We start from the raw sequence: 20,851 nt of genomic DNA, 5'->3' as shown, positions 1-20,851 counted from the left end.
GCAAAAGGGGAGGTGCCGGCTTTCGCAAGGCGCGAACCTACGAAAATCGCCGCGCGGCAACGCGGGGCGATGAGCTCGGTCGGGGGATAGGGCCCGCTTCGCCCGCCGGCTCGTAAATTGTATCATCCAGTGTGAAACGAGAACGCCCGTTGCCGCGTGCGATGGGCTTGCAATAAGGGGAGAGCCATGTCGAAGCAAGCGGTCGTTGGAATCTTGGCGCATGTCGATGCCGGCAAGACCACGCTGGCCGAGGCCATGCTGTTCAACGCGGGTCGCATTCGCAAGCGCGGCCGCGTGGACGATGGCGATTCGCACCTGGATACGAACGAGATCGAGCGCGAGCGCGGTATCACGATCTTCTCGTCGCAGGCCGTGCTCGACCATAGCGATACCCACGTCATGCTCGTGGATGCACCGGGGCATGTCGATTTTTCTGCCGAGGCGGAGCGCACATTGCGCGCGCTCGACTATGCGATTTTGATTGTGGGCGCCAACGATGGCGTGCAGGGACACACCGAAACCCTGTGGCACCTGCTTGCGCGCTATGACATCCCGACGTTCATCTATATCAACAAAATCGACCTGGAGCATCCCGGCCGCGATGTTTTGCTGGCGCAGCTTGGGCAGCGTCTTTCCGAGGGCTGCCTGGATGCCGGCGAACTGCTGGCGGGCGGCGCCAATCAGGAGGACGCTGCCGCGTTGGACGAGGCGGCGCTCGAGGAGTTTTTTGAAGCGGGTGAGCTTTCTGTCGCAACGCTGTCGCGCATGGTTGCCGAGCGCAAGCTCTTTCCCTGCTTTGCCGGCTCGGCGCTCAAGGACCAAGGCGTGGACGAGCTGTTGGATGGCATATGCGCGCTGATGCGTGAACAGGCGTGGCCCCCGGAGTTTGCCGCGCGCGTCTATCGTGTCAGCCGCGGAGATCGCGGCGAGCGTTTGGCTTGGGTTAAAGTGACCGGCGGCACGCTGCACGCCAAGCAGATGATTGACGGACGTTCCGGTGCCGAGGCATGGGAGCAGAAGGTCGATCAGTTGCGCATCTATAACGGCGAGAAGTATGAGCTTGCGCAAGAAGTTGCTGCTGGCGGTATTTGTGCCGCGACGGGTCTTGCGCACGTTCGCCCAGGGGACGCCCTGGGCGCGGAGCCCGCGGGCGATGCGCCCGTTATTGCGCCAGTCCTCACCTATACGGTGCTGCCGGGCGAACATGACGTCCATACGGTGTTCAAAGCATTGACTGAGTTGGCGGACGAAGATCCCATGCTCGGCGTAAGCTGGAATACGCATCTTGAGCAGATTCATTTGCAGCTGATGGGCGCCGTGCAACTCGAGGTCGTGCAGCGGGTGTTGGCCGATCGCTTTGGCTTTTCGATTGCGTTTGAGTCCGGCGGCATTCTCTATAAGGAGACGATCTCGCAGCCGGTCGAGGGTGTGGGCCACTTTGAGCCGCTGCGCCACTATGCCGAGGTACATCTGCGCCTGGAGCCGTTGCCAGCAGGTTCGGGCGTGCAGTTTGGCACCGTGACCTCGACCGACGAGCTCGATCTTAACTGGCAGCGTTTGGCACTCACCAACGCCATGGAGCGCGATCACCTGGGCGTGCTGACCGGCTCGCCCATCACCGATGTGCGCATTACGCTCACGGGCGGCCGCGCGCATGCCAAACACACCGAGGGCGGCGATTTTCGCCAGGCCACGTACCGCGCGATTCGCCAGGGTTTGATGCAGGCGCGCGAGGCCGGCGCAGACGTGTTGCTGGAGCCGTGGTACCACTTTGAGCTCGAGGTGCCGGGGGAGTGCGTGGGCCGGGCGCTCTCGGATGCCACGCGCATGGGTGCCGAGTACGAGCCGCCGGCAATGGCGGGCGAGAGGGCGAAGCTTGTGGGTCGCGTGCCGGCATCCGAGGTGCAGGATTATGCGCTGGAGGTAGCTGCCTACACGAGCGGTCGCGGACATCTGTACCTGGAGTTCGCCGGTTATGCGGCTTGCCATGATGCCGAGCGCGTCATCGAGGCGGCCGCCTATGAGCCCGAGGCCGATCTGCCCAACACGCCCGACTCGGTCTTTTGCGCCCACGGCGCCGGCTACACGGTCAAATGGTACGACGTGCCCGCCGCGGCGCACGTAAAGGTCGATCCCGCCACCTTCCGCCCCTGGCGAGCAGCCGACGCCGAGTTTTTCGGCCACATGTGACAAAGGGGCAGTCCCTTTGTCACATGCTATTGGTATAACTCGGTACAAGTTGGTATAACTATTACCAGGGTTTGCCAATCCGAGGAGGCCGACATGAATCCAAATCCCTTTAAGCCAACGGCAGGCAAGCGGCCTCCGATGCTCATCGGTCGAGAGTCGGTCATCGAAGATTTCGAGGAAGGGCTCGATAACGGCGCCGGAGCGCCGGGTAGGCTCATGCTCATTACGGGAAACCGCGGCTGCGGCAAAACGGTTCTCCTGCGAGAGCTGCAACGTCTAGCCAGCGAGCGCGGATGGGCGGTTATCTCCGATTCTGCTTCGCTTGGCTTGTGCGATCGCCTGGCCGACGCGCTTCGCTCGAATAAACCCGTTGTGACGTCAATGGAGTTTGGGCCGTCGTTTGGTCGGATGTCGGTCGAGGCGGCTCGGGCAAAGGGCGAGACGCTACGGGGGCTGGTCAACGAGCGCCTCAAGAAGCTCGGTCCAGGCAAGGGCATCCTGTTTGCGATTGACGAGGCGCAATCTGCGTCAATCGAGGAACTGGCGGCTCTTGCCGTTCTCTATCAGCAGGTGCTCGGAGATCAGGATGCTACGGGCCTGCCCGATAGCGACCAGCGCGGTCTTGCGCTGGTATTTGCCGGCTTGCCCAGTATGGTTGACGACCTGCTCGAAGAGCCGAGCGTGACGTTTTTGCGCCGTGCTCAGCAGCGTACGCTGGGGGCGATTTCTTTGCCCAAGGTGCGCGATTCATATGTCCAGACGGTCAAGGACGCCGGTCTTTACGTTGATGCGGAGACGGCGGACCTTGCGGCGTGCAAGAGTATGGGGCATCCCTACATGGTCCAGCTGGTGGGATATTACATGTGGCGCTCTGCTGTCCGGCGTGGCTCGCAGATCATCGAAAGGCGCGATGTCGAGGCTGGCCATGCGGACGCCGTCTCCGAGTTCTATGAAGCGGTCGACGCGCCCCTGTATTACGGACTGCGCAGCCCACAGCGCCTCTTTATCGAGGCCATGGCTGCTGACGAGGGTGAGCAGACGCGCATGGCGGATATCATTGAGCGCTGCGACCGCACCCAGAGCTGGGCGAGTAAATATCGCGCAAGCTTGATTCGCGAGCGCGTCATCGAGGCTGCCGGATACGGCCTCGTCAGGTTTACCGTGCCCATGCTGGGCGCGTACATTCGCGATCGAGTTTTATGGCACGAGTGATGTGAAAAGGGACGGTCCCTTTGTCACATTCGATCAACGGGAAGGGGAACGATGACGGTGTCGCAACAACCAAGTGCTATTGAGGTACGTGGCGCGCGCGTCCATAACCTTAAGGACATCGATATCGATATCCCGCTGGGAAGGCTCGTGGGTATTGCCGGCGTGTCGGGGTCGGGCAAGAGTTCGCTGGCGCTGGGGGTTCTTTATGCCGAGGGCTCGCGCCGTTACCTGGAGGCGCTCAGCACCTATACCCGCCGACGGCTCACCCAGGCCGAGCACGCTCAGGTGGATGAAGTGCTGCACGTGCCGGCGGCGCTCGCGTTGCATCAGCGCCCTAGTGTGCCAGGCGTACGCTCGACCTTTGGCACCATGACCGAGCTCAACAACAGTCTGCGTTTGCTCTTTAGCCGCTGTGCCCATCACGTGTGCCCACATTGCGGGGCGCGTGTGGAGCCGAGCCTTAACGTGGCCGCAGGCCTGTCGCTCACGTGTTCGACATGCGGCCGCGAGTTCTACGCGCCGAGTGCCGAGGATTTGGCTTTCAATAGCGGCGGTGCATGCCCCACCTGTGGCGGTACCGGTGTCATGCGCGAGGTGGACGAAGCGAGCCTGGTGCCCGACGAGTCCAAGACCATCAACGAAGGCGCGGTGCTTCCCTGGGGCACGCTCATGTGGGACTTGATGAAGCAGGTAGCCGGCGAGATGGGTGTGCGTACCGATGTGCCGTTTAACCAGCTCACACCTCAAGAGCGCGACATCGTGTTCCACGGTCCGGCGGTTAAGAAGCATATTCTCTACGTTCCCAAAAACGGCGAGGGCGCCACGCCGCTCGACTTTACCTATTACAACGCCGTCTATACCGTTGAGAATGCGCTCGCCAAGGTTAAGGACGATAAGGGACTAAAGCGCGTGGCTCGCTTTTTGCGCGAGGGCCCGTGCCGTGACTGCGGCGGCACGCGTCTCTCCGAGGTTGCGCGCCAGCCCCAGGTGCGCGGTATCAATCTGGCGCAGGCCGCGGCCATGACGTTGGGTGAGGCGATTGAGTGGGTGCGCGGGGTGCCCGCATCCTTGCCGGCCGAGATGCAGCCCATGGCGACGGATATCTGCGATTCGTTTTTGAGCACGGCCCGTCGACTGGTCGATCTGGGCCTCGATTACCTCTCGCTCGACCGCGCCGGTGCTACGCTCTCCACGGGTGAGCGCCAGCGTGTGCAGCTCGCCCGCGTGGTGCGCAACCGATCGACGGGCGTGCTTTATGTGCTGGACGAGCCTTCGATTGGCTTGCATCCTGCCAATGTCGACGGCTTGGTGGGCGTAATGCGCGATCTGGTGGATGACGGCAACACCGTGGTTGTTGTCGACCACGATACGCGCGTACTAGCGGAAGCCGACTATCTGGTTGAGATGGGCCCCGTTGCCGGAGCAGGCGGCGGTAATGTGATTGCCACTGGCACGGTGGACGAGGTCGAACAATCGCAGGGCAGCCGCATCGCCCCGTTTTTGCGCGCAGAGTCCAAGCGCTTGCGCCCGCAGGTGTCCGACGAGGAAATGTTCGACCGGGGCCATATCCGCATGGCGACCGATGCCATCCATACCGTCAAGCCGCTCGAAGTCGATATACCGCGCGGTCGCTTGGTCGCGGTGACGGGCGTTTCGGGTTCGGGTAAGACGACGTTGGTACTCGAGACGCTCATTCCGGCACTCAAGGCGCAGGCAGCCGGCGAGCGCCTGCCGGGGCACGTGCGTTGGGTCGATGCCGAGGGCATTGCCCGTGCAAATCTGATTGACGCTACGCCTATCGGCGCCAACGTGCGCTCGACGGTGGCGACTTATGCCGACATCCATGATGAGCTGCGTCGCGCCTTCGCCCGTACGCCCGAGGCCAAGGCAGCCGGCTACAAGGCGGGCGCATTTAGCTACAACACTGGCGCCTTGCGCTGCCCTACGTGCGATGGCACGGGCTCGATATCGCTCGACGTGCAGTTCTTGCCCGACGTCGAGATCGTCTGTCCGACATGTCGCGGCTCACGTTATGCAGACGCGGCTTCGCATATCCATCGCGAGGGCAAGGACGGGAGTCTGCTTACGTTGCCGCAGCTCATGGATATGAGTGTGGACGAGGCCCTCGACGCCACGGTGGGTCTCAAGAAAGTTCAGGCGCGCTTACAGACCTTACACGACTTGGGCTTGGGCTATCTCACGCTCGGTGAGCCCACGCCGGCGCTCTCGGGCGGCGAGGCGCAGCGTCTTAAGCTTGCGAGCGAGATGGGCCGCGTGCAGGATGATGCCGTATTCGTATTCGATGAGCCCACGATCGGCCTGCATCCGCTCGATGTTCAGGTGTTGCTGAGTGTATTTGACGGCCTCGTTGCCAAAGGCGCCACAGTTGTCGTGATCGAGCACGACCTCGACCTTATCCGTAACGCCGATTACGTGATCGACATGGGCCCAGGAGGTGGCGACGCGGGCGGGCAAATCGTCTGCGCCGGCACGCCGGGTGACATCGCGGCCTGCTCATCAAGCATTACCGGCCGCTACCTCTAGCCGAATGTGACAAAGGAACAGTCCCTTTGTCACATCCGATGCCTATTTCACGCATTGAGCGGCGAGATAGTCGCGGAAGAACGGTAATTCAAAAGCGACGATTCCGCGCCCGCGTTCTCCAATGATGCCGGCGTCTATCATACGGCGTCGGTAGCGGGAGACCTGTTGCGGCGAACGCTTAAGGCGTTCGACAAGGTCAGCGGTGGTGGACTCTTCCTCGTCATCGAGCATGGCGATGAGAAATCGCTTGTCCTCTGCGGTGAGTTCCCGATAGGTTGCCGCGAGGATTCGGTCGTCCATCTCGTCGCGCGCGATTTTGATTCCCAGGTCAAAGTCGTGTGACGAGATTTCCTTCGAATCGCTTGTGAGATCCCAGGCACGGTAGCCTACGAGTTGCAATAGGAAGGGAAAACCAGAGATCGAGCGAACGGCTCTATCGATTCCCTCAGCATCTGCCAGGCGATCGTTTTCCTGAATTGTGCGAATCAAGGCCTCGCGCACGTCATAGTCGGCAATGCGACCCAAATGATATTGTTGGGCGCGGCGAAGGAACGAGACCGTCTTGTGGTTCAGTAGCGTCGATACGTTGTTGGGAAGTCCTGCCATGAGCAGGGCGACGCGTTTCCCATCGGTCACAAAGTGCTGATACGTCGCTGCGAGCTGAATCATCTCGTCGAGTGTCGGGTCCACCTCGTCAACCGTGACGAGCAGACCGGTGCCCGCCTCGTTGAGCTGGTCGATGATGTCGCTCATGCGATAACGCCATGTTGAGGCATCGTGAACGCGATTGACCTCGATGCTGCCGAGCGGTGCAATTCCGAGACCGGTGACTTCGAAGTTGTTAGACGGGTCGATAAGATGGCCGGCAGCACGTTTCGCCCCGAACTCGATTTCCTCAAGCATTCCCGGGAGCGCGGTCGTCTTTACGGCAATCCAGCCGTGGGATTCCGCCCTTGTCGCAAGCGACGACATGAGAGCGGTTTTACCGGTTCCACGCGCGCCTGAGAAGATCGAGGTCAACTCTGGGCGCCTGCGCTGGCTCAAGAAGGCACGGTCCAAATCCCGAATAATCTGCTGTCTGCCAGCGAGATGGGCAGGAACCTCGCCAAAGCTAGGGGTAAACGGGTTTTCGAGGTATTCCACAATGCCCTCCTTTCACACCGCCGTTTAACTTCATTTTATTCTAGTTAATTTCAGTTAAAAACGATTAATTTTATTTCAAAGTATCAGGTTGGCGTCGCGCGTTATCGAAGTGGTGCTTGAATAACTTACGTTGGAGCCCGAAAATGGGTTCAACCCATTCGCGAAATTTGCACGCCCTATTGTGAGTGGGCTCTCAAATGAGCTGATGCCGCCATCGTGCGGCTGATGGGGGCAATCATGAAAAACAGAATCTATGGGTATGCTCGAGTTTCGTCAACAGATCAGAACCTGGATCGCCAACTGGATGCGCTGGAGCGGTTTCCGGTCCAAACGAATTTGATCTACGCTGACAAAGCGAGCGGAAAGGACTTCAGGCGTCCTCAGTACCAGCGTCTTCTTCGTCGTCTGCGCGAAGGGGACGTTCTGGTGATTAAGAGTATCGACCGATTAGGCCGCGACTACCGGGAGGTTCTCGATGAATGGCGTCGCATAACGATGGACAAACGCGTTGCCATCGTGGTACTCGATATGCCATTGCTTGATACACGCGAACAGCCCAATGGGATTACGGGGACTTTTATTGCCGACCTAGTGCTTCAGGTTTTGAGCTATGTGGCTCAGGTGGAGCGCGAAAACATAAAGCAGCGCCAGGCGGAGGGTATCGCGTCGGCGCGTCTGCGGGGTGTGAGATTTGGGAGACCGACGCTCGAACGTCCGGATAGCTACCGCGATGTCATCAAATCATTCGAAGGAGGTGAGGTTACGAGGCAAGAGGCCGCAATGCTTTTGAACGTCAGCGCATCGACGTTTGATCGTTGGAGACGGGCGGACGCGAACGGATATGACCGTTCGCCGTCTGTCCGTCCTCTTTAACTAGACATTTTGACGAGGGGAGTTTATTGCACGGAGTCCACTCCTTCCCTCGATGTTTATCCAGTTCACGCCCTGGAACCAAATAGTGCCACCGCGTTGCCAATTCGTCTGCTTTTTGACGAGGGGGCTAGATATCGTGTTTTGTATTTAAAGGAGGACAAGATGAAAAGGCATTATGGGATGGCTGCGGCGATCTCGCTATTTGCGACGGTGCTCTGTGGGGCACTTCTGCTGAGCGGCTGTTCGCAGGTTGAGAAGAAAAACGATGGGCCTGATTATGCCGATGAACGTGCAATGGCCGTGATTGCTCAAGGCTATCAAAAGCGGTCGGATTACCTTGAATCACTGGGAGAGGATGCTGATCTGGGCTCGAATAAAGTGCGAAAAGAGGCAATTAAAACCGAGATCGATAACGACAAAGAACTCAAAAAGGCGTCATTTAAAGACACTAAGATGCAAGAAGACGTCATTGCCTATCTCAATCTGCTTGATAATCAGCTTGATGTTGTCAAGAAGTATGCGGAATCGGATCCCAAGTATTACGACGAATGGGAAAAGGCCTATGACGCACGATCTGCACAGCTTAAGAAACTGGTTGATCGGTATGACTTGACGGTCGATGATGAGTATCGAGATGCGTTTGACGAGCTGATCAAGAACGGTAGGACCGTGGAGGAGAAGACGCATAATGATGAGGTTATCAATGGCCTGCTCTCATCGGCGACCTTTGAGAAAAGTGACGACGGCTACGGCCTCTATACGTACACCGCAATCGTCGAAAACACCTCTGACATATCGTTCGAAAACGTTTTTCTAAATGTTGCTCTTTACGATGCCGATGGTGTAAGGGCGGAAGAATGCTACGCAGATACATCCGCCTGGGCGCCTGGCGAGAAGGTGAAGTTTGAGGTAATGAGTGAGGTAGACGCTTCGAGGGTCGCGCCGACAGTATCGAATTACAGCATCAAGGAATAATTCGCGGGAATTGGAAAGAATGCGCGACCGTTTTCTCCGAACGGTCGCGTTTTGCATTAAGCCGTTGACAGAATGATTCGTGCCGTCATGTACACGATGGAAGATGATGGAGAAGTCGGGCCCATAAAAGAAAGGCGAAGCAGGATGACAAGAACAAACTTGTTTACAACAATAACGCAAAAGCTAATCTTTGGCGGTTTGCTGGCTGTTACGGCCGTGGCGACTGCCGGGTGTATCTGGTTGTATTTGACACGTAATCCTACAACGATCACCGATGATTCGATTCGCGAGGAGATCGCGCCGGTCGTAAAGCTTGTGACGTACGAATATAACTTTACGCAGCTGCTCTCAATCGATGAAGCGGGGAATCCGCTTGGGTGGGAAAACCCCCTTACGTCTAAGCGATATGTCGCAACGATTGACGGCAAGGCTGATATCGGGATCGATGCCGATAAAATGAAGATTGAAATCAAGCGGGTTGATATGAACGACGAGAACTCAGAGGTCAAGAGCGTAAAGGTTACATTGCCTCACTCGGAAATTACCTCTTTCTCAACAGACCCCAATACATTGAAGAAATATGTTGAGGACAATGGTTTTCTGAACTGGAATCAAGTAAGTACGGACGATCTGAACGGTTTGTTGAAAAAGGCGAAGAAAGAGCAGACCAAGAAGGTCGAAGAGAGCGATATGCTCAAAGAATCTGATGATAGAGCCAGCGGATTGATCGAAAAACAGGTCAAAGCCCTATGCGGCGACGATGTCGATATTAACGTTACGTTTAAGTAAGGGTGAATGGTGTGTCCGATAAACGACAACAGTTTGGTGAGGCGGAGCACGAAAAGCAGCAGAAGCCCGGTGTCGGTTCTTCTTCGCTGGAGAACATAATGTTTGGAGTATTAAATGGCGCGCAAAACGCCATTATGGGTGTGGTCAAGGAGACCCAAAAGAAATCGAGTGAATTGGCGGACGCCGCTAGCCCGTTGGCGGATAATGCGCTTAAAGGTATTACTGACTTTGCAAATGGGATTGCTTCTGCAACTGCAGCCGCGGTGAATGAACGCTACAGCGCAAAGCGACAAGAGCAACTCGGCCTGCCATCGACGCTCGTTGACGATAACGGTGATTGGGTGTTGCCCGATCCGTTGCTGACCAATCAAGAGCTTGCCGAGCTTGAGGTATTGACCGAGCAATACGAAAAGATGGTAGCGCCTTCAAAGCTCAAGCAGCTGACCGATATGGCTGGGCTAAAGATACCGGAGAATCTTCGCACTGCCGTTGGAGATGCGGTCGATGAGCTTACAAGTGAGATTCAGCAACAAGAGCTATATGCACAGGTTATGAAGCAGGTCGTCGATGGTTTCAAAGCTATCGAGGAGCAAGCTGCCAAGTACAGCGTTACTGAGGCTCAGATTGTTGAGGCCGCAAATACTACGCTTGAAGGCGTTACTATCCGTTCGATTGACGAGTTATTCATGCTTCGCAGTTTTGACGTCGCGAGGATTGCGGCAGGTGAGAACGGTAGACACTTGCTGCTTGCGGCGACCGAGGGTGCGGTGACAGGTGCTCCTGGGTTTGCCGGTTTGCCCTTCAATATCGTATTCAGCATGTTTCTCTATTATCGCGCGGTGCAGTCGGTTGCCATGATGTACGGATTTAACGTTAAAGAGGATCCGGCTGAAATGGTCATTGCGGGCGATGTGTTTTCAAACGCGATGGCTCCGTCGGCAGGCTCTGCTGATGGCATGGCTGTCACAATCGGTAAAGTAATGCTTGTAGCCGAGATGGAGGGTGTGAAGCAGACGGTCAAGAAAGGCTGGACGGCAATGGCGGCACGGGGCGGCGCGGCTATGCTTGTCACGCAGATTCGCGCCCTTGCTAATGCCGCTGCACGTAAGGCACTCGAGAATGCCGGCAAGAAGTCGCTCGAGAATAGTGTTTTCAAAAACGTACTCGAACAAATTGGCAGGAATATCACTCAAAAATCCCTCGGCAAGGCCATTCCCGTGTTTGGCGGCGTTGTCGGCGCCTTGTTTGATGTCTCGCAGATGAATCGTGTTTTGCAATATGCCAACATCTTCTACCATAAGCGGTTCATCATTGAAAAACAGGAGCGTATTGCAATACTTGTCGGTATGGAGACGGCCTCTGTGAACGGTGAGGTTGAGGCTTGCGATGCAGAAGGATAACCGACCGTGTTCTTCGATGACGGAGAACTTTGGCGGCGTTTGGTGCAAATCGGTATAGGTAGGGGTGCGGACCTAATTGCGTGACAAAGGGACAGTCCCTTTGTCACATTCCCGGAAAGCCTGTTTGGCGCAGGGCCTCGTAGAGGACGATGGCGGCGCTGTTGGAGAGGTTGAGTGCGCTGATGCGGTAGTCGTCCGGATTGACGAAGTTGCCGCAGATGTCCTGTTGAAGGATAGCCTCGTGGCTGTCCTCGGTATGTCCGAGCGATTCCTCGTGGGCTTCCCAAGCCTCGGCGTTATCGAGCGAGTCGCAATCGCGCAGCATAGGGATGCGCTCGCAGCGCTCGGGCGCCGCGGCGAGCAGTGGCTCGGGAATGCCCGAGCTCTCGCTGCCAAAGACCAAGTAGTCGCCGTCGTGGTAGGTACTCTGCGCATAGGTGCGGCGTGCCTTTTTGGTCAGCAGATGTAGGCGCTCGTCGGCAGGGGAGAGACCGTTGCGTGCAAGGAAATCCTCCCAGCCGGCATAGGTCGTCACGTCCAAGTTTTGCCAGTAGCCCAGGCCGGCGCGACGTACCGTTTTGTCGTCGAGCGAGAAGCCCAGCGGCTCCACCAGATGCAGGCGGGCGCCGGTGACCACGCAGGTACGGCCGATATTGCCCGTATTGGCCGGAATCTCGGGCGCATACAGCACAATGTTGAACATGAATCTCCTTGGCTCAGAACGAAAAACCACCACGAAGAGCACCTTCGTGGTGGTTTGGCGGTTACATAGGCGGAAAAATGCCCGCTTGGATAAACCTAGGCGCGGTGCCAGTCGGTCAGGCAGGCATCGAGGGAGGCGATGAGCGCATCCTTGTCCATGTGACGGCCGATGATGCACAGGCTCGTCATGCGGTCGCCCGTCTCGTCGTCCCAAATCTGCATGATCTCGGGGTTCTCGTCGATGATCTTCTGCTTCTCGCCCTCGGGCGCCGAATCGACAAACAGGCCGTTCTCCATCAGGCGCATCTGGTGGCCGGCCTGCTCGAACATGTAGCACATGTCCGGATCGCCGGTCTGCCACAGCGGACCCTTGACGCGGATGACCTCGTCGGGCCACTCCTGCTCAACAAAATCGGTGAACTTCTGCAGGTCAAACGGCTTGCGGCGCGAGTACACAAAGGTCTCGATGTCGTACTCGAGCACCTCGGGGTCGTCGTGCTCCTCGGGATGCTCCATGGCCTCGATCCAGGCGGCGGAGTTGTAGGCGCGCATAAAGTCGAAGCGGTCGGTGTCGAGCAGCTCCTCCATGGGGACCTCGCCGTTTTGGGCCTCGACAATCACGGCGTCCTTCTGCAGGCTGCGCACGATAGCCTTGAGCTCGGCGATCTGCTCAGGGCTCACGGTATCGGTCTTGTTGAGGATCAGCGTGGAGCAGAACTCGATCTGCTGGATGAGCAGGCTCTCGATGTCGTCCTCGTCGATATCCTCGGCCAACAGGTCGCGGCCGCCGTTGAACTCGTCGTACATGCGGGCGCAATCGACCACAGCCACGATGTTGTCGAGTGCAAGCTTGGGCTGGCCGCCCACCTTGGCCTCGTCGCAGAAGCTCGAGATGGTGTAGGCGATGGGGATAGGCTCACAGATACCCGAGGCCTCGATGATGATGTAGTCGAACTTGCCCGAATCGGCGATGCCCTGCAGCTGGTTGGCAAGGTCGTCCGAAAGCGTGCAGCAGATGCAGCCGTTGGTGAGCGGGATGAGGTCGTCGGTCTCGGAAAGGCCGCCGTCGGCGATGAGGCTGGCGTCGACGTTGATCTCGCCGATATCGTTGACGATCACGGCGGCGCGGATGCCGCCGTCGTTAGCGAGGATGTGGTTGAGCAGTGTGGTCTTGCCGGCACCGAGGTATCCGGTAAGCATGATGATCTTCACGGGTTTGTTGGGCATATGCCCTCCTTTGTTAGACATGGCTTACAGTTGAATCTTATGCTAAACGCCTGCTCTTATACCCACGCGCCGGCAAATAACACAGGCTACTCCCAGGCTCCCCATACATCGGGGCAATAACCGACGGTGGCCTTTTTGCCGTTGCGCACGATGGGCTCGGCTAGAACCTGCTGGTTCTCGAGCAACTTGTCGAAGCGCTGGCTAGGGGTGAGGTGCTGGATGAGCGCGAGCGTCTCCTCGTCCTTGGCTTTGGGGTTGAGCAGCTTGTCGATGCCGCCGACCGCCTGCATCACGCTCGTGAGCTCGCCTTTGCTCATCTCCTTTTCCTTAAGGTCAATAAACTGCACCTTAATGCGGCGCTCCTTAAAATAGCGCTGGGCCTTCTTGGTGTCGAACGACTTTTTGGTGCCGAAGATTTGCACGTTCATAGTATGTTCCGCCGTTCTACCTGATAAAGTTGGTGCGCTCGCGATCGGCCTCGGGGGCTTCGATGCCGGCAGCCTTGCCCGCCTCGATGCAACGCAGGAGCCAGACCATGTTTTTGCCGATGTTTCGCATGGTGGCCAGACCCTCGGCATCTCCATCGGCCTCGCCGGGCACGCAGCCAAACACGTTGTTCCAGTACGTGGACGCTACCACAGGCATCTGGTTGATGGTGAAGTACTTATTGAGCACGTCGAAGGTCGTCGACGTACCGCCGCGACGGGCGACGGCGACGGCAGCGCCCGGCTTGTGTGCAAAAGCTTTGCTACCGGCATAGAATACGCGATCGAGTGCCGAGAGAATGCGGCCGCTGGGGTGCGCGTAGTAGACAGGCGAGCCAAAGACAAAGCCGTCGGCCTGTTCGGCGGCAGCGATCAGCTCGTTGACCACGTCGTCGTCAAAGGTGCAGCGACCGCCCAGCTTGCCACACTGGCCGCAACCGATGCAATCGCGAATAGGCTTGGCGCCCAGCTGAAACATCTCGGTATCGATGCCCTCGACGTTGAGCTGCTCGGCGACCTCGGCGAGTGCGCGGGCCGTGTTGCCGTTTGCCTTGGGGCTGCCATTGACCAAAAGAACCTTCATCACAAACTCCCTCTGCTGTCGGTGACTTCTGCAGAGGATTATCGCACGAGCGGGCAGATGGCGTGGGGCACGATGCCGGCCCCGAGGGCCCACGGCAGGCACGCTCACCAGGTACGAGCGGGATACGGTCCAGAGGATGTTGGAGTGCGGGGCCTCGTGCGAGCAGATTGTAAGGGGTCTGGGCGGGTCGCCCTCGATGGCGAGCTTTGAGGCCTTGGAAGGCGGGCTGCTGCGGCGGCTATGGTTTATACTAAGGCGGTTGCTATCGAGTAATTCATACTTGGTTTGATTCGATTGTGAATGCGTAACTAGGATGGAAAGCAAAGGAAACTCTATGGAAACAGAGGATGCTGTTTGCTTGATGACTTCGATTGCCTTGATTGTCCTTTCAATCCAATACCGAAGAGGAAGATGGCTCTGCTCAATTGCTGGATATGATGTCACAAAAAGGGAGAGCGAGATTGATATACGCCCTTACGCAAAGCTGATTTCTTCTGTGACGTTATGGATGGGGCTGCTGTTTTTCTTGTGGGCGGTAGAGGACTGGGTACGCGATTGGAATACCAGCGTTTTTGAAGTTTTGGTTCTACTTCTGTTCAGCTTGGCCTCTTTGTCGTTCGTGCGGCTCGTTAGGTTTGTTTTTATGAGGCGATAGCCAGCGGAAGTGGCTGGACGACAAAATGGACCAATGCAGCCAATTGTCAATAGAATTTGATAGGCTTGGCTTAACAGATTTACTCGAGGGCATATCCGTGGCGGGGGATAGGTTCTATCTTGTTGAGCACTTATTTGCATCAGGCAAAGTAAACCAAGAGTATCGAAACGGTGCCCCCGGGCCCCGGGAGGGACTGCGGGGACGTTCGGCTAACTGCGGGTACGACCTATTTGCCCAATGTGTTCGGTTGAGATCGGAAATTAACCATCATGCGCCCCATAACGCTAGTCCAGCTTGGTGCCCGGTACTTGTGGTGCCTCTTCAAGTAGCGCTTTGAGCTCGTTCAAAATGGAAACGGGCTGTCGGTCGACGGCATCTAGATGAAGTGTGGCCACACGAATGGGCGGCTGATATTCAAATGAGCCAAAGAGTACGGGCGACCCCAAGAACCGCTCGATTTCTTCTGCGATCGCGTCGGTCTCTTCGGGATCAAGGTCATCGAAAAGCGCCACGAACATCGGTCCGGTCGAGCGGAACAGACGGCCCTTGCCGCGCGAACAGTCCATGAGGCAGGCGGCACTTTCTGCCAAAACGCGGTCGCCCGCATCAAAGCCAAAGCGGGCATTGACCTTGGCGATGTCGTCGATTTTGATGGCGACCAGGCCTGCCTTGCGCGCCACGCGACGCATTTCGCCAATGGCGTTGACCAGGGCGTGGATATCGCCCAGGCCGGTCACGGAATCGGTCGTATCCGCCAAGCTTCGGTTGATGATAATGCCCACATACATGTTGGGCTCGGTTTCGGTGCTATCCAAGCGGTAGCCCGTACACTCGCACAGCGCATATTTACCAGCGGTATTCATGACGCGATACTGCATGTAATGGAAGTGCCACGCGCCGTTTACCACCATATCGAGCTCGCTGCGCACGTTGTCGCGGTCCTCGGGGTGAACGCGGGCGAGCCACATATCGAGCGAGTTATAGGGATGCTGGGAGGGCAGGTCAAAATCGCGCACGGCATTAATCGACCATTGCGATTCGCCGGTATCGAGGTTAAGGATAAACGGATAGCGCGTCTCGGAGCTCATGGAGATCGCTTGGAACACCCGGTCGTTGCAGGGAGGCTGATCGGCGATCGGGCGCATGGATGCGTCGTTTTCCTTCGGCTGCTGCACACGGTGCATGAGCTTGTAGCGATACATTTTGCGGTCGGCGTCCATGGTCATCTGGCGACGCGTATCGCCAGCGAGTGGGTCGACGCGCGAGCAGCCAAAGCTAAAGCTAGCGATCATGGGCGCTTTGCCGCCCGATGTTGCCTCGATAAGGTCGGTGCGCGTCCGCTCCAGGCGCTGCTCGAGTTCGGCTTCATCTGTCGTGGGGGATACGAGTACAAATTCGTCTCCACCGATACGGAACAGCAGGTCATTGGGTTCCATTGTCTCGGTGAGTGCACGGCAGATGCTCAGGATGTAGCGATTGCCCTCGGTGTGGCCAAACGTATCGTTGCAATGCTTAAGGCGATCGATATCGATATAAGCGCAGGTGAAGGGGGTGCCTTTGTGCCAAAGCAGCTCGGCATAACGGTGGAGTCCAGCACGGTTGCCAAGATTGGTGAGCGAATCGATATAGGCGCCGCGCTCAAGCAGCTCGCGTTCTTGCTGCAGGATGGCAAATGTCTTCTGTAGCTGCTCGCCGATGGCGCACAGCTCCGTGGGCAGCGCGGCAACATCGAGCTCGGCGGTCGAGACCCCGTTCGCAAGTCGCTGAAGATAGGCAATGATCGATTGCTCGCCCAGGCGATACGACTCGTTCATGATGGATAACCTCCTTGGGCACAACAGTGGTTTGCATCATATCCCCAATTCGGTTTGGATTGGGGGCATAAGTTAGCCAATGGGGACAAGCGCCCCTTCGGCGGTATCGTTTTGCGCGCGAGCGTATCAGTTTTTGTTACCGCCATCGAGCAATGCCTCAAAATCCTTTGCCTGCATGGGGCGGTAGTAGAGGAAGCCCTGAGCGTAGTGGGCACCCATTTGGAGCAGCATGTTCGCCTGCTCGTTTGTCTCGACGCCTTCGATTACAACGGGCAGATGGAGCGATTGCGCCATCTCGAGCATTGATGAAACGATTTGCGCGCTACGGCTTTGATCGCGGTCGGTGGGCACAAACGTGCGATCAAGCTTGATGACGTCGACGTTGACGTTCTTGAGCATCGCGAGCGTAGACTGGCCGGTGCCAAAATCGTCCATGTAGGTCGAGAAACCGCGAGTGTGTAGGTCGGCCGTCAGCTTATCCACGGCCTCGGACTCTCCCGTATAAGCCGTCTCGGTGATCTCAATGCGCATGAGCTCGGGCGGTAGGTTGTATTGGGCGGCAAGCGCCCCCATATGCTCGGCGACGTCGCAGGCAAGGATATCCACGCGCGACACATTGAGCGAGATCGGAACTACGCGCAGCCCTCGATCGATGCACTCACGCAGCCACGAGGCGACGCCCTGCCAAACATATTTGTCGAGCGTCACCACAAAACCGCTTTCCTCGAGAGCGGGGATAAAGGTGGTAGGTGAAATGAGGGAGCCATCCTTGTCAATCCAGCGTGTGAGCGCCTCGGCGCCAACGATCTCGCCGGTTTCCATGTCGACCTGGGGCTGCAAGTAGTAGGTAATGCGGCCGTTTGAGAGCGCATACTGGAATTCGGTCAGCGTGCGGTGGAACGCGATTTCGTGTTCGTATTCCTCGGGGCGGAAAATGGCAATGCGCTCCTTAAAGTCGTTTTTTGCGCGCCGATTGGTAAACATGGCCTTGGCCTGCGCATCGATGGTGATTTCCTCGTTGGAGTCGATGGGGTAGACGCCCATGGACGGCCAGAAGCCCACGCCGTCATCATGCTTGGCCACGGCCTGGCGAATGCGGCTATAGATCTGATGGACGGTGTCGTGCTTAAAGGGGATGAGTACGCAAAAATCGTCTTGGCCCCAGTACCCTGCGACGCCCATGGCGGCATTCTCGATGTCCTTGAGAACCGTGCCCACATCGGCGAGTACGCGGTCGCCCTCGGCCTGTCCGTGCCATTCGTTGAACAGTCGCATGTGCCCCATATCGACGGTGGCGATACACCAGGCGCCGTTGCGCCTTGTCTCGAGAAATTCGTTGGCGCGGCGCATAAACTCGCTGGGTCGATAGAGACCCGTGAGCGGATCGATGCGTTCGGCGATGGCGCTTTTGCGCTCCACCTCGGGTATGGGGAGGCTGTCGTTGGGAACAAGCCCGCCGGCCGTGCGAATGCGACGGTCGAGTTCGCCTAAAACGGCGGCCGTTTGATTGGTCAGGTGCTCGTAAAAGGCCGGAACGACAAGACAGACGGGGGTAATAGTGTCGCCCGCGATTCGAACGGGAGCGAAAACGGCCTCTTTGAGATGTTGGATCAGTTGCTCGAATGCTTCGTGATCCAAATTGTTGCTAAGCACGACGAACTGGGCGTTGCGTGAACGGAAGACGCGACTCCTGCCGCGAGTAATCGACAGCATGCGGCCTGCGTATTCGGCGAGCATGTTGTCGACGGCCTCGGCCCCGTAGAGCTCGTTGAGCTTTGCCGTGCCGCGAACGCGCACTGCTATAAGCCCCGTCTCGCAACGGTCGCGACGGCAGGCATCGATAGCGTTGATCAGCGTGCGCTGCGTTCCGAGACCCGTGGCGGCGTCGACGGTCTCGGCAAGCGAGTGGTTGACGAGCTCGCCGACATAGAGCGAGGGGACATTTCCGTCGCCGTCGATACGAAACCCGCGAGCACGGCCGAGGATGTAATCGCCGGCGGCATTGCGCACGCGGTACTGCATGACGTGACGATGTTTGGAGCCGTCATAGATTTGGTCGATGTCGTTGGTATAGGCCTCAAGGTCATCGGGATGGACACGCGTTTTCCAATAATCGTGACAGTTGTCTATATGCTCCGAAGGAAGACCAAGATCGCGCAAGGCGCCTTGTGACCAAAGGGTTCGATGTTTGTCCAAGTTCTCGATAAAGAAATAGCGGCCTTCGTTGAGCATCGAAAGGGCGTCGAAAATTCGATCGCTTATTTCGAAGTCGTCGGTGTGGGCTTGTGCGATATTGCGTCGATCAAGGTGCACGGCATGACGTAGCTTGTAGTCGTACATGCGATGGTCGGCATCGTTCGTCAAGCGATTGGGGGCTTCGCCCAGGGCGGGGTCGGCGTGTGCCACTCCGTAGCTAAACGAGTGAGGCATCTCGGCATCGTTGTTTTTGAGCAGGACCGTTCGGCAGCGTTCCAGACGTTCGGCGAGGTCGTCCTCGGTTGCAATCGTAGACAGGATGGCAAACTCGTCGCCTCCCAGACGAAACGCCGCTTCGTCCACCTCCATATACAGCTTGAGATAGAGGCTTACCTGCAAAATATAGCGGTTGCCCTCGTCATGGCCAAAGACGTCGTTGCAGTGCTTGAGATTGTCGATATCGATGTACGCCATGGTAACGGGGGTGTCCTGCTCCCAGAGCTCCTCGAGGGAACGGGCAAAGCCGCCGCGGTTGCCAAGCCCGGTAAGCTGGTCGGTAAAGGCGGTCCTGACCAGATCCTCCTGACGCTTGAGAAGGTCGCGGACGGTCTTTTCGAGCGTTTCAGTGTAATTGCTGGGGGTATCCATGCTGTAGGCGGCTTTCTGGGGTCGGGGCGGATTGCGTCGGGCGAGCTCGTTGTGCACACGCGTTGTTGCTCAACGCCTCGCGTGTTTCCAAGCCCCCGCCTTGCTGCGTCGTTGGGTTTATTTGTCGGCTGACGTTCGTTGCTGATAACTACTGAGTAGTATAAACAAGTGTATGGAATTATGTAGGGGTGCCCATGTTGCGGGCGGCCATTATTCGCCATTATTCGCCAAACGGTAACGCGACGATGTTCGATGAAAATGCGACTGAGGCGATATATGTTGACGGGTATACTTGTTTCGTTTTAAAACGCAGGAACGGAGATGGTCGCATGGCACAGCCAGATACGACGCCCACGGTGGGGCTTGCGCTCGAGGGAGGCGGCTACCGCGGTATGTATACGGCGGGCGTGCTCGACGTATGGATGGAGTGCGGCCTGACCTGTGACCATATGGTGGGCGTCTCGGCGGGCGCGGCGTTTGGCTACAACTTTAAATCGCGCCAGATTGGTCGTGCCATTCGCTACAACAAGGCCTATTGCGCCGATAAGCGCTATGCGGGTGTAGCAAGCTGGCTGCGAACCGGCGATATGTTCAATGCAGATTTTGCCTATCACGAGGTGCCCATCGAGCGCGATCCCATCGACCTGGAGACATATCGTGCCTGCCCCATGCGGTTTACGTGCGTGTGTACCGATATCGAGACGGGCAAGGCCGTCTATCACGATCTGCCGTATGGCGACGAGCGCGATATCGAGTGGATTCGGGCGTCGTCTGCTATTCCCGTGGCAACGCGTCCTGTCGCCATTGAGGGGCATAAATATCTGGATGGCGGCGTGGCCGATTCCATTCCCAGTGCTTGGCTGTTTGCGCAGGGGTATGACCGCAATATTGTGGTACTCACGCAGCCGGCGGGCTTTGTGAAGCAGCCCAACAGCGTGATGCCCATGCTGCGGCGCGTGTTCCGTCACTACCCGGAGTTTGTGGCGGCGCTTGAGCATCGGCATGAGGCCTACAATGCCACGCTTGATGACCTGGCACGTCGCGAGGCTGCCGGCGAGGTCTTTGTGGTGCGGCCGAGCGAATCGGTAAAGGTGCCGTCGCTGTGCCGCGAGCCCGATGAGCTTGAGCGTATCTATCAGATTGGCCGCCACGATGCGGAGGCGTCTTTGTCCGCGCTGGAAACGTATCTGGCGGGGTAGGACAAGCTGCCGCGGACTCGGCGGAAAGCGCGTCCCAGAATGAGCGCTCAGAACGGGCTACAGTTTCCCAAACGGTGGGGTTTCGGAAAGTTCGTCCCGGAATATGCGTTCAGACTGGGATGCGGGGGACCTCGGACGTTTTTCCGGACCATGTCCCGGCGCTATGCCGCATGGTACCTCTCCTCGCGATACTCCCTAATGGTCTTCCATCCTAGG

General features: G+C 57.7%; 16 protein-coding genes. 9 read left to right on the top strand and 7 right to left on the bottom strand.

What is annotated here, in order from left to right; translation table 11 throughout:
* Positions 1-186: 186 nt before the first annotated feature.
* The 3 genes from AQ996_RS06955 (at position 187) to AQ996_RS06945 (ending at position 5,946) form a co-directional block, all read left to right on the top strand.
* Complete coding sequence (locus AQ996_RS06955) at positions 187-2,190, top strand: GTP-binding protein (protein ID WP_055252204.1); 2,004 nt, start codon at positions 187-189, stop codon at positions 2,188-2,190.
* 93 nt (positions 2,191-2,283) lie between these two features.
* Positions 2,284-3,402, top strand: a complete 1,119-nt coding sequence (locus AQ996_RS06950) for a DUF8462 domain-containing protein (protein WP_055252203.1) — start codon at positions 2,284-2,286, stop codon at positions 3,400-3,402.
* Positions 3,403-3,453: 51 nt separating this feature from the next.
* Entirely contained in the window at positions 3,454-5,946 is a 2,493-nt protein-coding gene (locus AQ996_RS06945; protein WP_055252202.1) for an excinuclease ABC subunit UvrA, read from the top strand.
* 42 nt (positions 5,947-5,988) lie between these two features.
* Here the strand turns inward: AQ996_RS06945 and AQ996_RS06940 are convergent, their stop codons facing one another.
* On the bottom strand, positions 5,989-7,089 hold the full coding sequence (locus tag AQ996_RS06940; protein WP_055252201.1) for a DUF8462 domain-containing protein: 1,101 nt from the start codon (positions 7,087-7,089) through the stop codon (positions 5,989-5,991).
* 237 nt (positions 7,090-7,326) lie between these two features.
* On the opposite strand from AQ996_RS06940, the gene AQ996_RS06935 reads away from it, so the two are divergent.
* The 4 genes from AQ996_RS06935 (at position 7,327) to AQ996_RS06920 (ending at position 11,126) form a co-directional block, all read left to right on the top strand.
* The gene (locus AQ996_RS06935) at positions 7,327-7,962 is read left to right on the top strand and encodes a recombinase family protein (protein WP_055252200.1); all 636 of its coding nucleotides are present in this window, start codon (positions 7,327-7,329) and stop codon (positions 7,960-7,962) included.
* A 162-nt stretch (positions 7,963-8,124) separates the two neighbouring features.
* Positions 8,125-8,937, top strand: coding sequence for an FxLYD domain-containing protein (locus AQ996_RS06930; protein ID WP_055252199.1), 813 nt, complete (start codon positions 8,125-8,127; stop codon positions 8,935-8,937).
* Positions 8,938-9,081: 144 nt separating this feature from the next.
* Positions 9,082-9,726 (top strand): DUF4230 domain-containing protein, encoded by a 645-nt coding sequence (locus AQ996_RS06925; RefSeq protein WP_055252198.1) that lies wholly within the window; start codon positions 9,082-9,084, stop codon positions 9,724-9,726.
* 11 nt (positions 9,727-9,737) lie between these two features.
* Positions 9,738-11,126, top strand: a complete 1,389-nt coding sequence (locus tag AQ996_RS06920; RefSeq protein WP_055252197.1) for an EcsC family protein — start codon at positions 9,738-9,740, stop codon at positions 11,124-11,126.
* 103 nt (positions 11,127-11,229) lie between these two features.
* Here the strand turns inward: AQ996_RS06920 and AQ996_RS06915 are convergent, their stop codons facing one another.
* From AQ996_RS06915 to AQ996_RS06900, 4 genes are all read right to left on the bottom strand, one after another.
* Entirely contained in the window at positions 11,230-11,829 is a 600-nt protein-coding gene (locus AQ996_RS06915) for a tRNA (cytidine(34)-2'-O)-methyltransferase (protein WP_055252196.1), read from the bottom strand.
* Between the two features lie 95 nt (positions 11,830-11,924).
* Complete coding sequence (locus AQ996_RS06910) at positions 11,925-13,055, bottom strand: GTP-binding protein (protein ID WP_055252195.1); 1,131 nt, start codon at positions 13,053-13,055, stop codon at positions 11,925-11,927.
* Between the two features lie 86 nt (positions 13,056-13,141).
* Positions 13,142-13,483 (bottom strand): arsenate reductase family protein, encoded by a 342-nt coding sequence (locus AQ996_RS06905; protein ID WP_055252194.1) that lies wholly within the window; start codon positions 13,481-13,483, stop codon positions 13,142-13,144.
* A gap of 16 nt (positions 13,484-13,499) precedes the next feature.
* Positions 13,500-14,123, bottom strand: a complete 624-nt coding sequence (locus AQ996_RS06900; RefSeq protein ID WP_055252193.1) for a flavodoxin family protein — start codon at positions 14,121-14,123, stop codon at positions 13,500-13,502.
* 334 nt (positions 14,124-14,457) lie between these two features.
* Between AQ996_RS06900 and AQ996_RS06895 the strand changes: the two genes are divergently transcribed.
* Positions 14,458-14,778: a DUF3784 domain-containing protein gene (locus AQ996_RS06895; RefSeq protein ID WP_055252192.1), complete on the top strand. Its 321-nt coding sequence runs from the start codon at positions 14,458-14,460 to the stop codon at positions 14,776-14,778.
* Positions 14,779-15,062: 284 nt separating this feature from the next.
* On the opposite strand, the gene AQ996_RS06890 is transcribed toward AQ996_RS06895, so the two are convergent.
* On the bottom strand, positions 15,063-16,592 hold the full coding sequence (locus AQ996_RS06890) for a diguanylate cyclase domain-containing protein (protein WP_055252191.1): 1,530 nt from the start codon (positions 16,590-16,592) through the stop codon (positions 15,063-15,065).
* Between the two features lie 126 nt (positions 16,593-16,718).
* Positions 16,719-19,436, bottom strand: coding sequence for a bifunctional diguanylate cyclase/phosphodiesterase (locus tag AQ996_RS06885; protein ID WP_055252190.1), 2,718 nt, complete (start codon positions 19,434-19,436; stop codon positions 16,719-16,721).
* Between the two features lie 329 nt (positions 19,437-19,765).
* Here AQ996_RS06885 and AQ996_RS06880 point away from each other — a divergent pair, with 329 nt between their 5' ends.
* Positions 19,766-20,635 (top strand): patatin-like phospholipase family protein, encoded by an 870-nt coding sequence (locus AQ996_RS06880; RefSeq protein ID WP_055252189.1) that lies wholly within the window; start codon positions 19,766-19,768, stop codon positions 20,633-20,635.
* Positions 20,636-20,851 lie beyond the last annotated feature (216 nt).

Source organism: Collinsella aerofaciens (assembly GCF_001404695.1).
Classification (GTDB): domain Bacteria; phylum Actinomycetota; class Coriobacteriia; order Coriobacteriales; family Coriobacteriaceae; genus Collinsella; species Collinsella aerofaciens_E.
This window is presented reverse-complemented; position numbering and strand designations above follow the sequence as displayed.

Excerpts from the sequence above, each read along its gene's own strand:
- AQ996_RS06945 (WP_055252202.1), top strand. The coding sequence starts at position 3,454 with ATGACGGTGTCGCAACAACCAAGTGCTATTGAGGTACGTGGCGCGCGC.
- AQ996_RS06880 (WP_055252189.1), top strand. The coding sequence starts at position 19,766 with ATGGCACAGCCAGATACGACGCCCACGGTGGGGCTTGCGCTCGAGGGA.
- AQ996_RS06915 (WP_055252196.1), bottom strand. The coding sequence starts at position 11,829 with ATGTTCAACATTGTGCTGTATGCGCCCGAGATTCCGGCCAATACGGGC.
- AQ996_RS06935 (WP_055252200.1), top strand. The coding sequence starts at position 7,327 with ATGAAAAACAGAATCTATGGGTATGCTCGAGTTTCGTCAACAGATCAG.
- AQ996_RS06885 (WP_055252190.1), bottom strand. The coding sequence starts at position 19,436 with ATGGATACCCCCAGCAATTACACTGAAACGCTCGAAAAGACCGTCCGC.
- AQ996_RS06905 (WP_055252194.1), bottom strand. The coding sequence starts at position 13,483 with ATGAACGTGCAAATCTTCGGCACCAAAAAGTCGTTCGACACCAAGAAG.
- AQ996_RS06955 (WP_055252204.1), top strand. The coding sequence starts at position 187 with ATGTCGAAGCAAGCGGTCGTTGGAATCTTGGCGCATGTCGATGCCGGC.
- AQ996_RS06950 (WP_055252203.1), top strand. The coding sequence starts at position 2,284 with ATGAATCCAAATCCCTTTAAGCCAACGGCAGGCAAGCGGCCTCCGATG.
- AQ996_RS06910 (WP_055252195.1), bottom strand. The coding sequence starts at position 13,055 with ATGCCCAACAAACCCGTGAAGATCATCATGCTTACCGGATACCTCGGT.
- AQ996_RS06930 (WP_055252199.1), top strand. The coding sequence starts at position 8,125 with ATGAAAAGGCATTATGGGATGGCTGCGGCGATCTCGCTATTTGCGACG.
- AQ996_RS06900 (WP_055252193.1), bottom strand. The coding sequence starts at position 14,123 with ATGAAGGTTCTTTTGGTCAATGGCAGCCCCAAGGCAAACGGCAACACG.
- AQ996_RS06895 (WP_055252192.1), top strand. The coding sequence starts at position 14,458 with ATGGAAACAGAGGATGCTGTTTGCTTGATGACTTCGATTGCCTTGATT.
- AQ996_RS06890 (WP_055252191.1), bottom strand. The coding sequence starts at position 16,592 with ATGAACGAGTCGTATCGCCTGGGCGAGCAATCGATCATTGCCTATCTT.
- AQ996_RS06925 (WP_055252198.1), top strand. The coding sequence starts at position 9,082 with ATGACAAGAACAAACTTGTTTACAACAATAACGCAAAAGCTAATCTTT.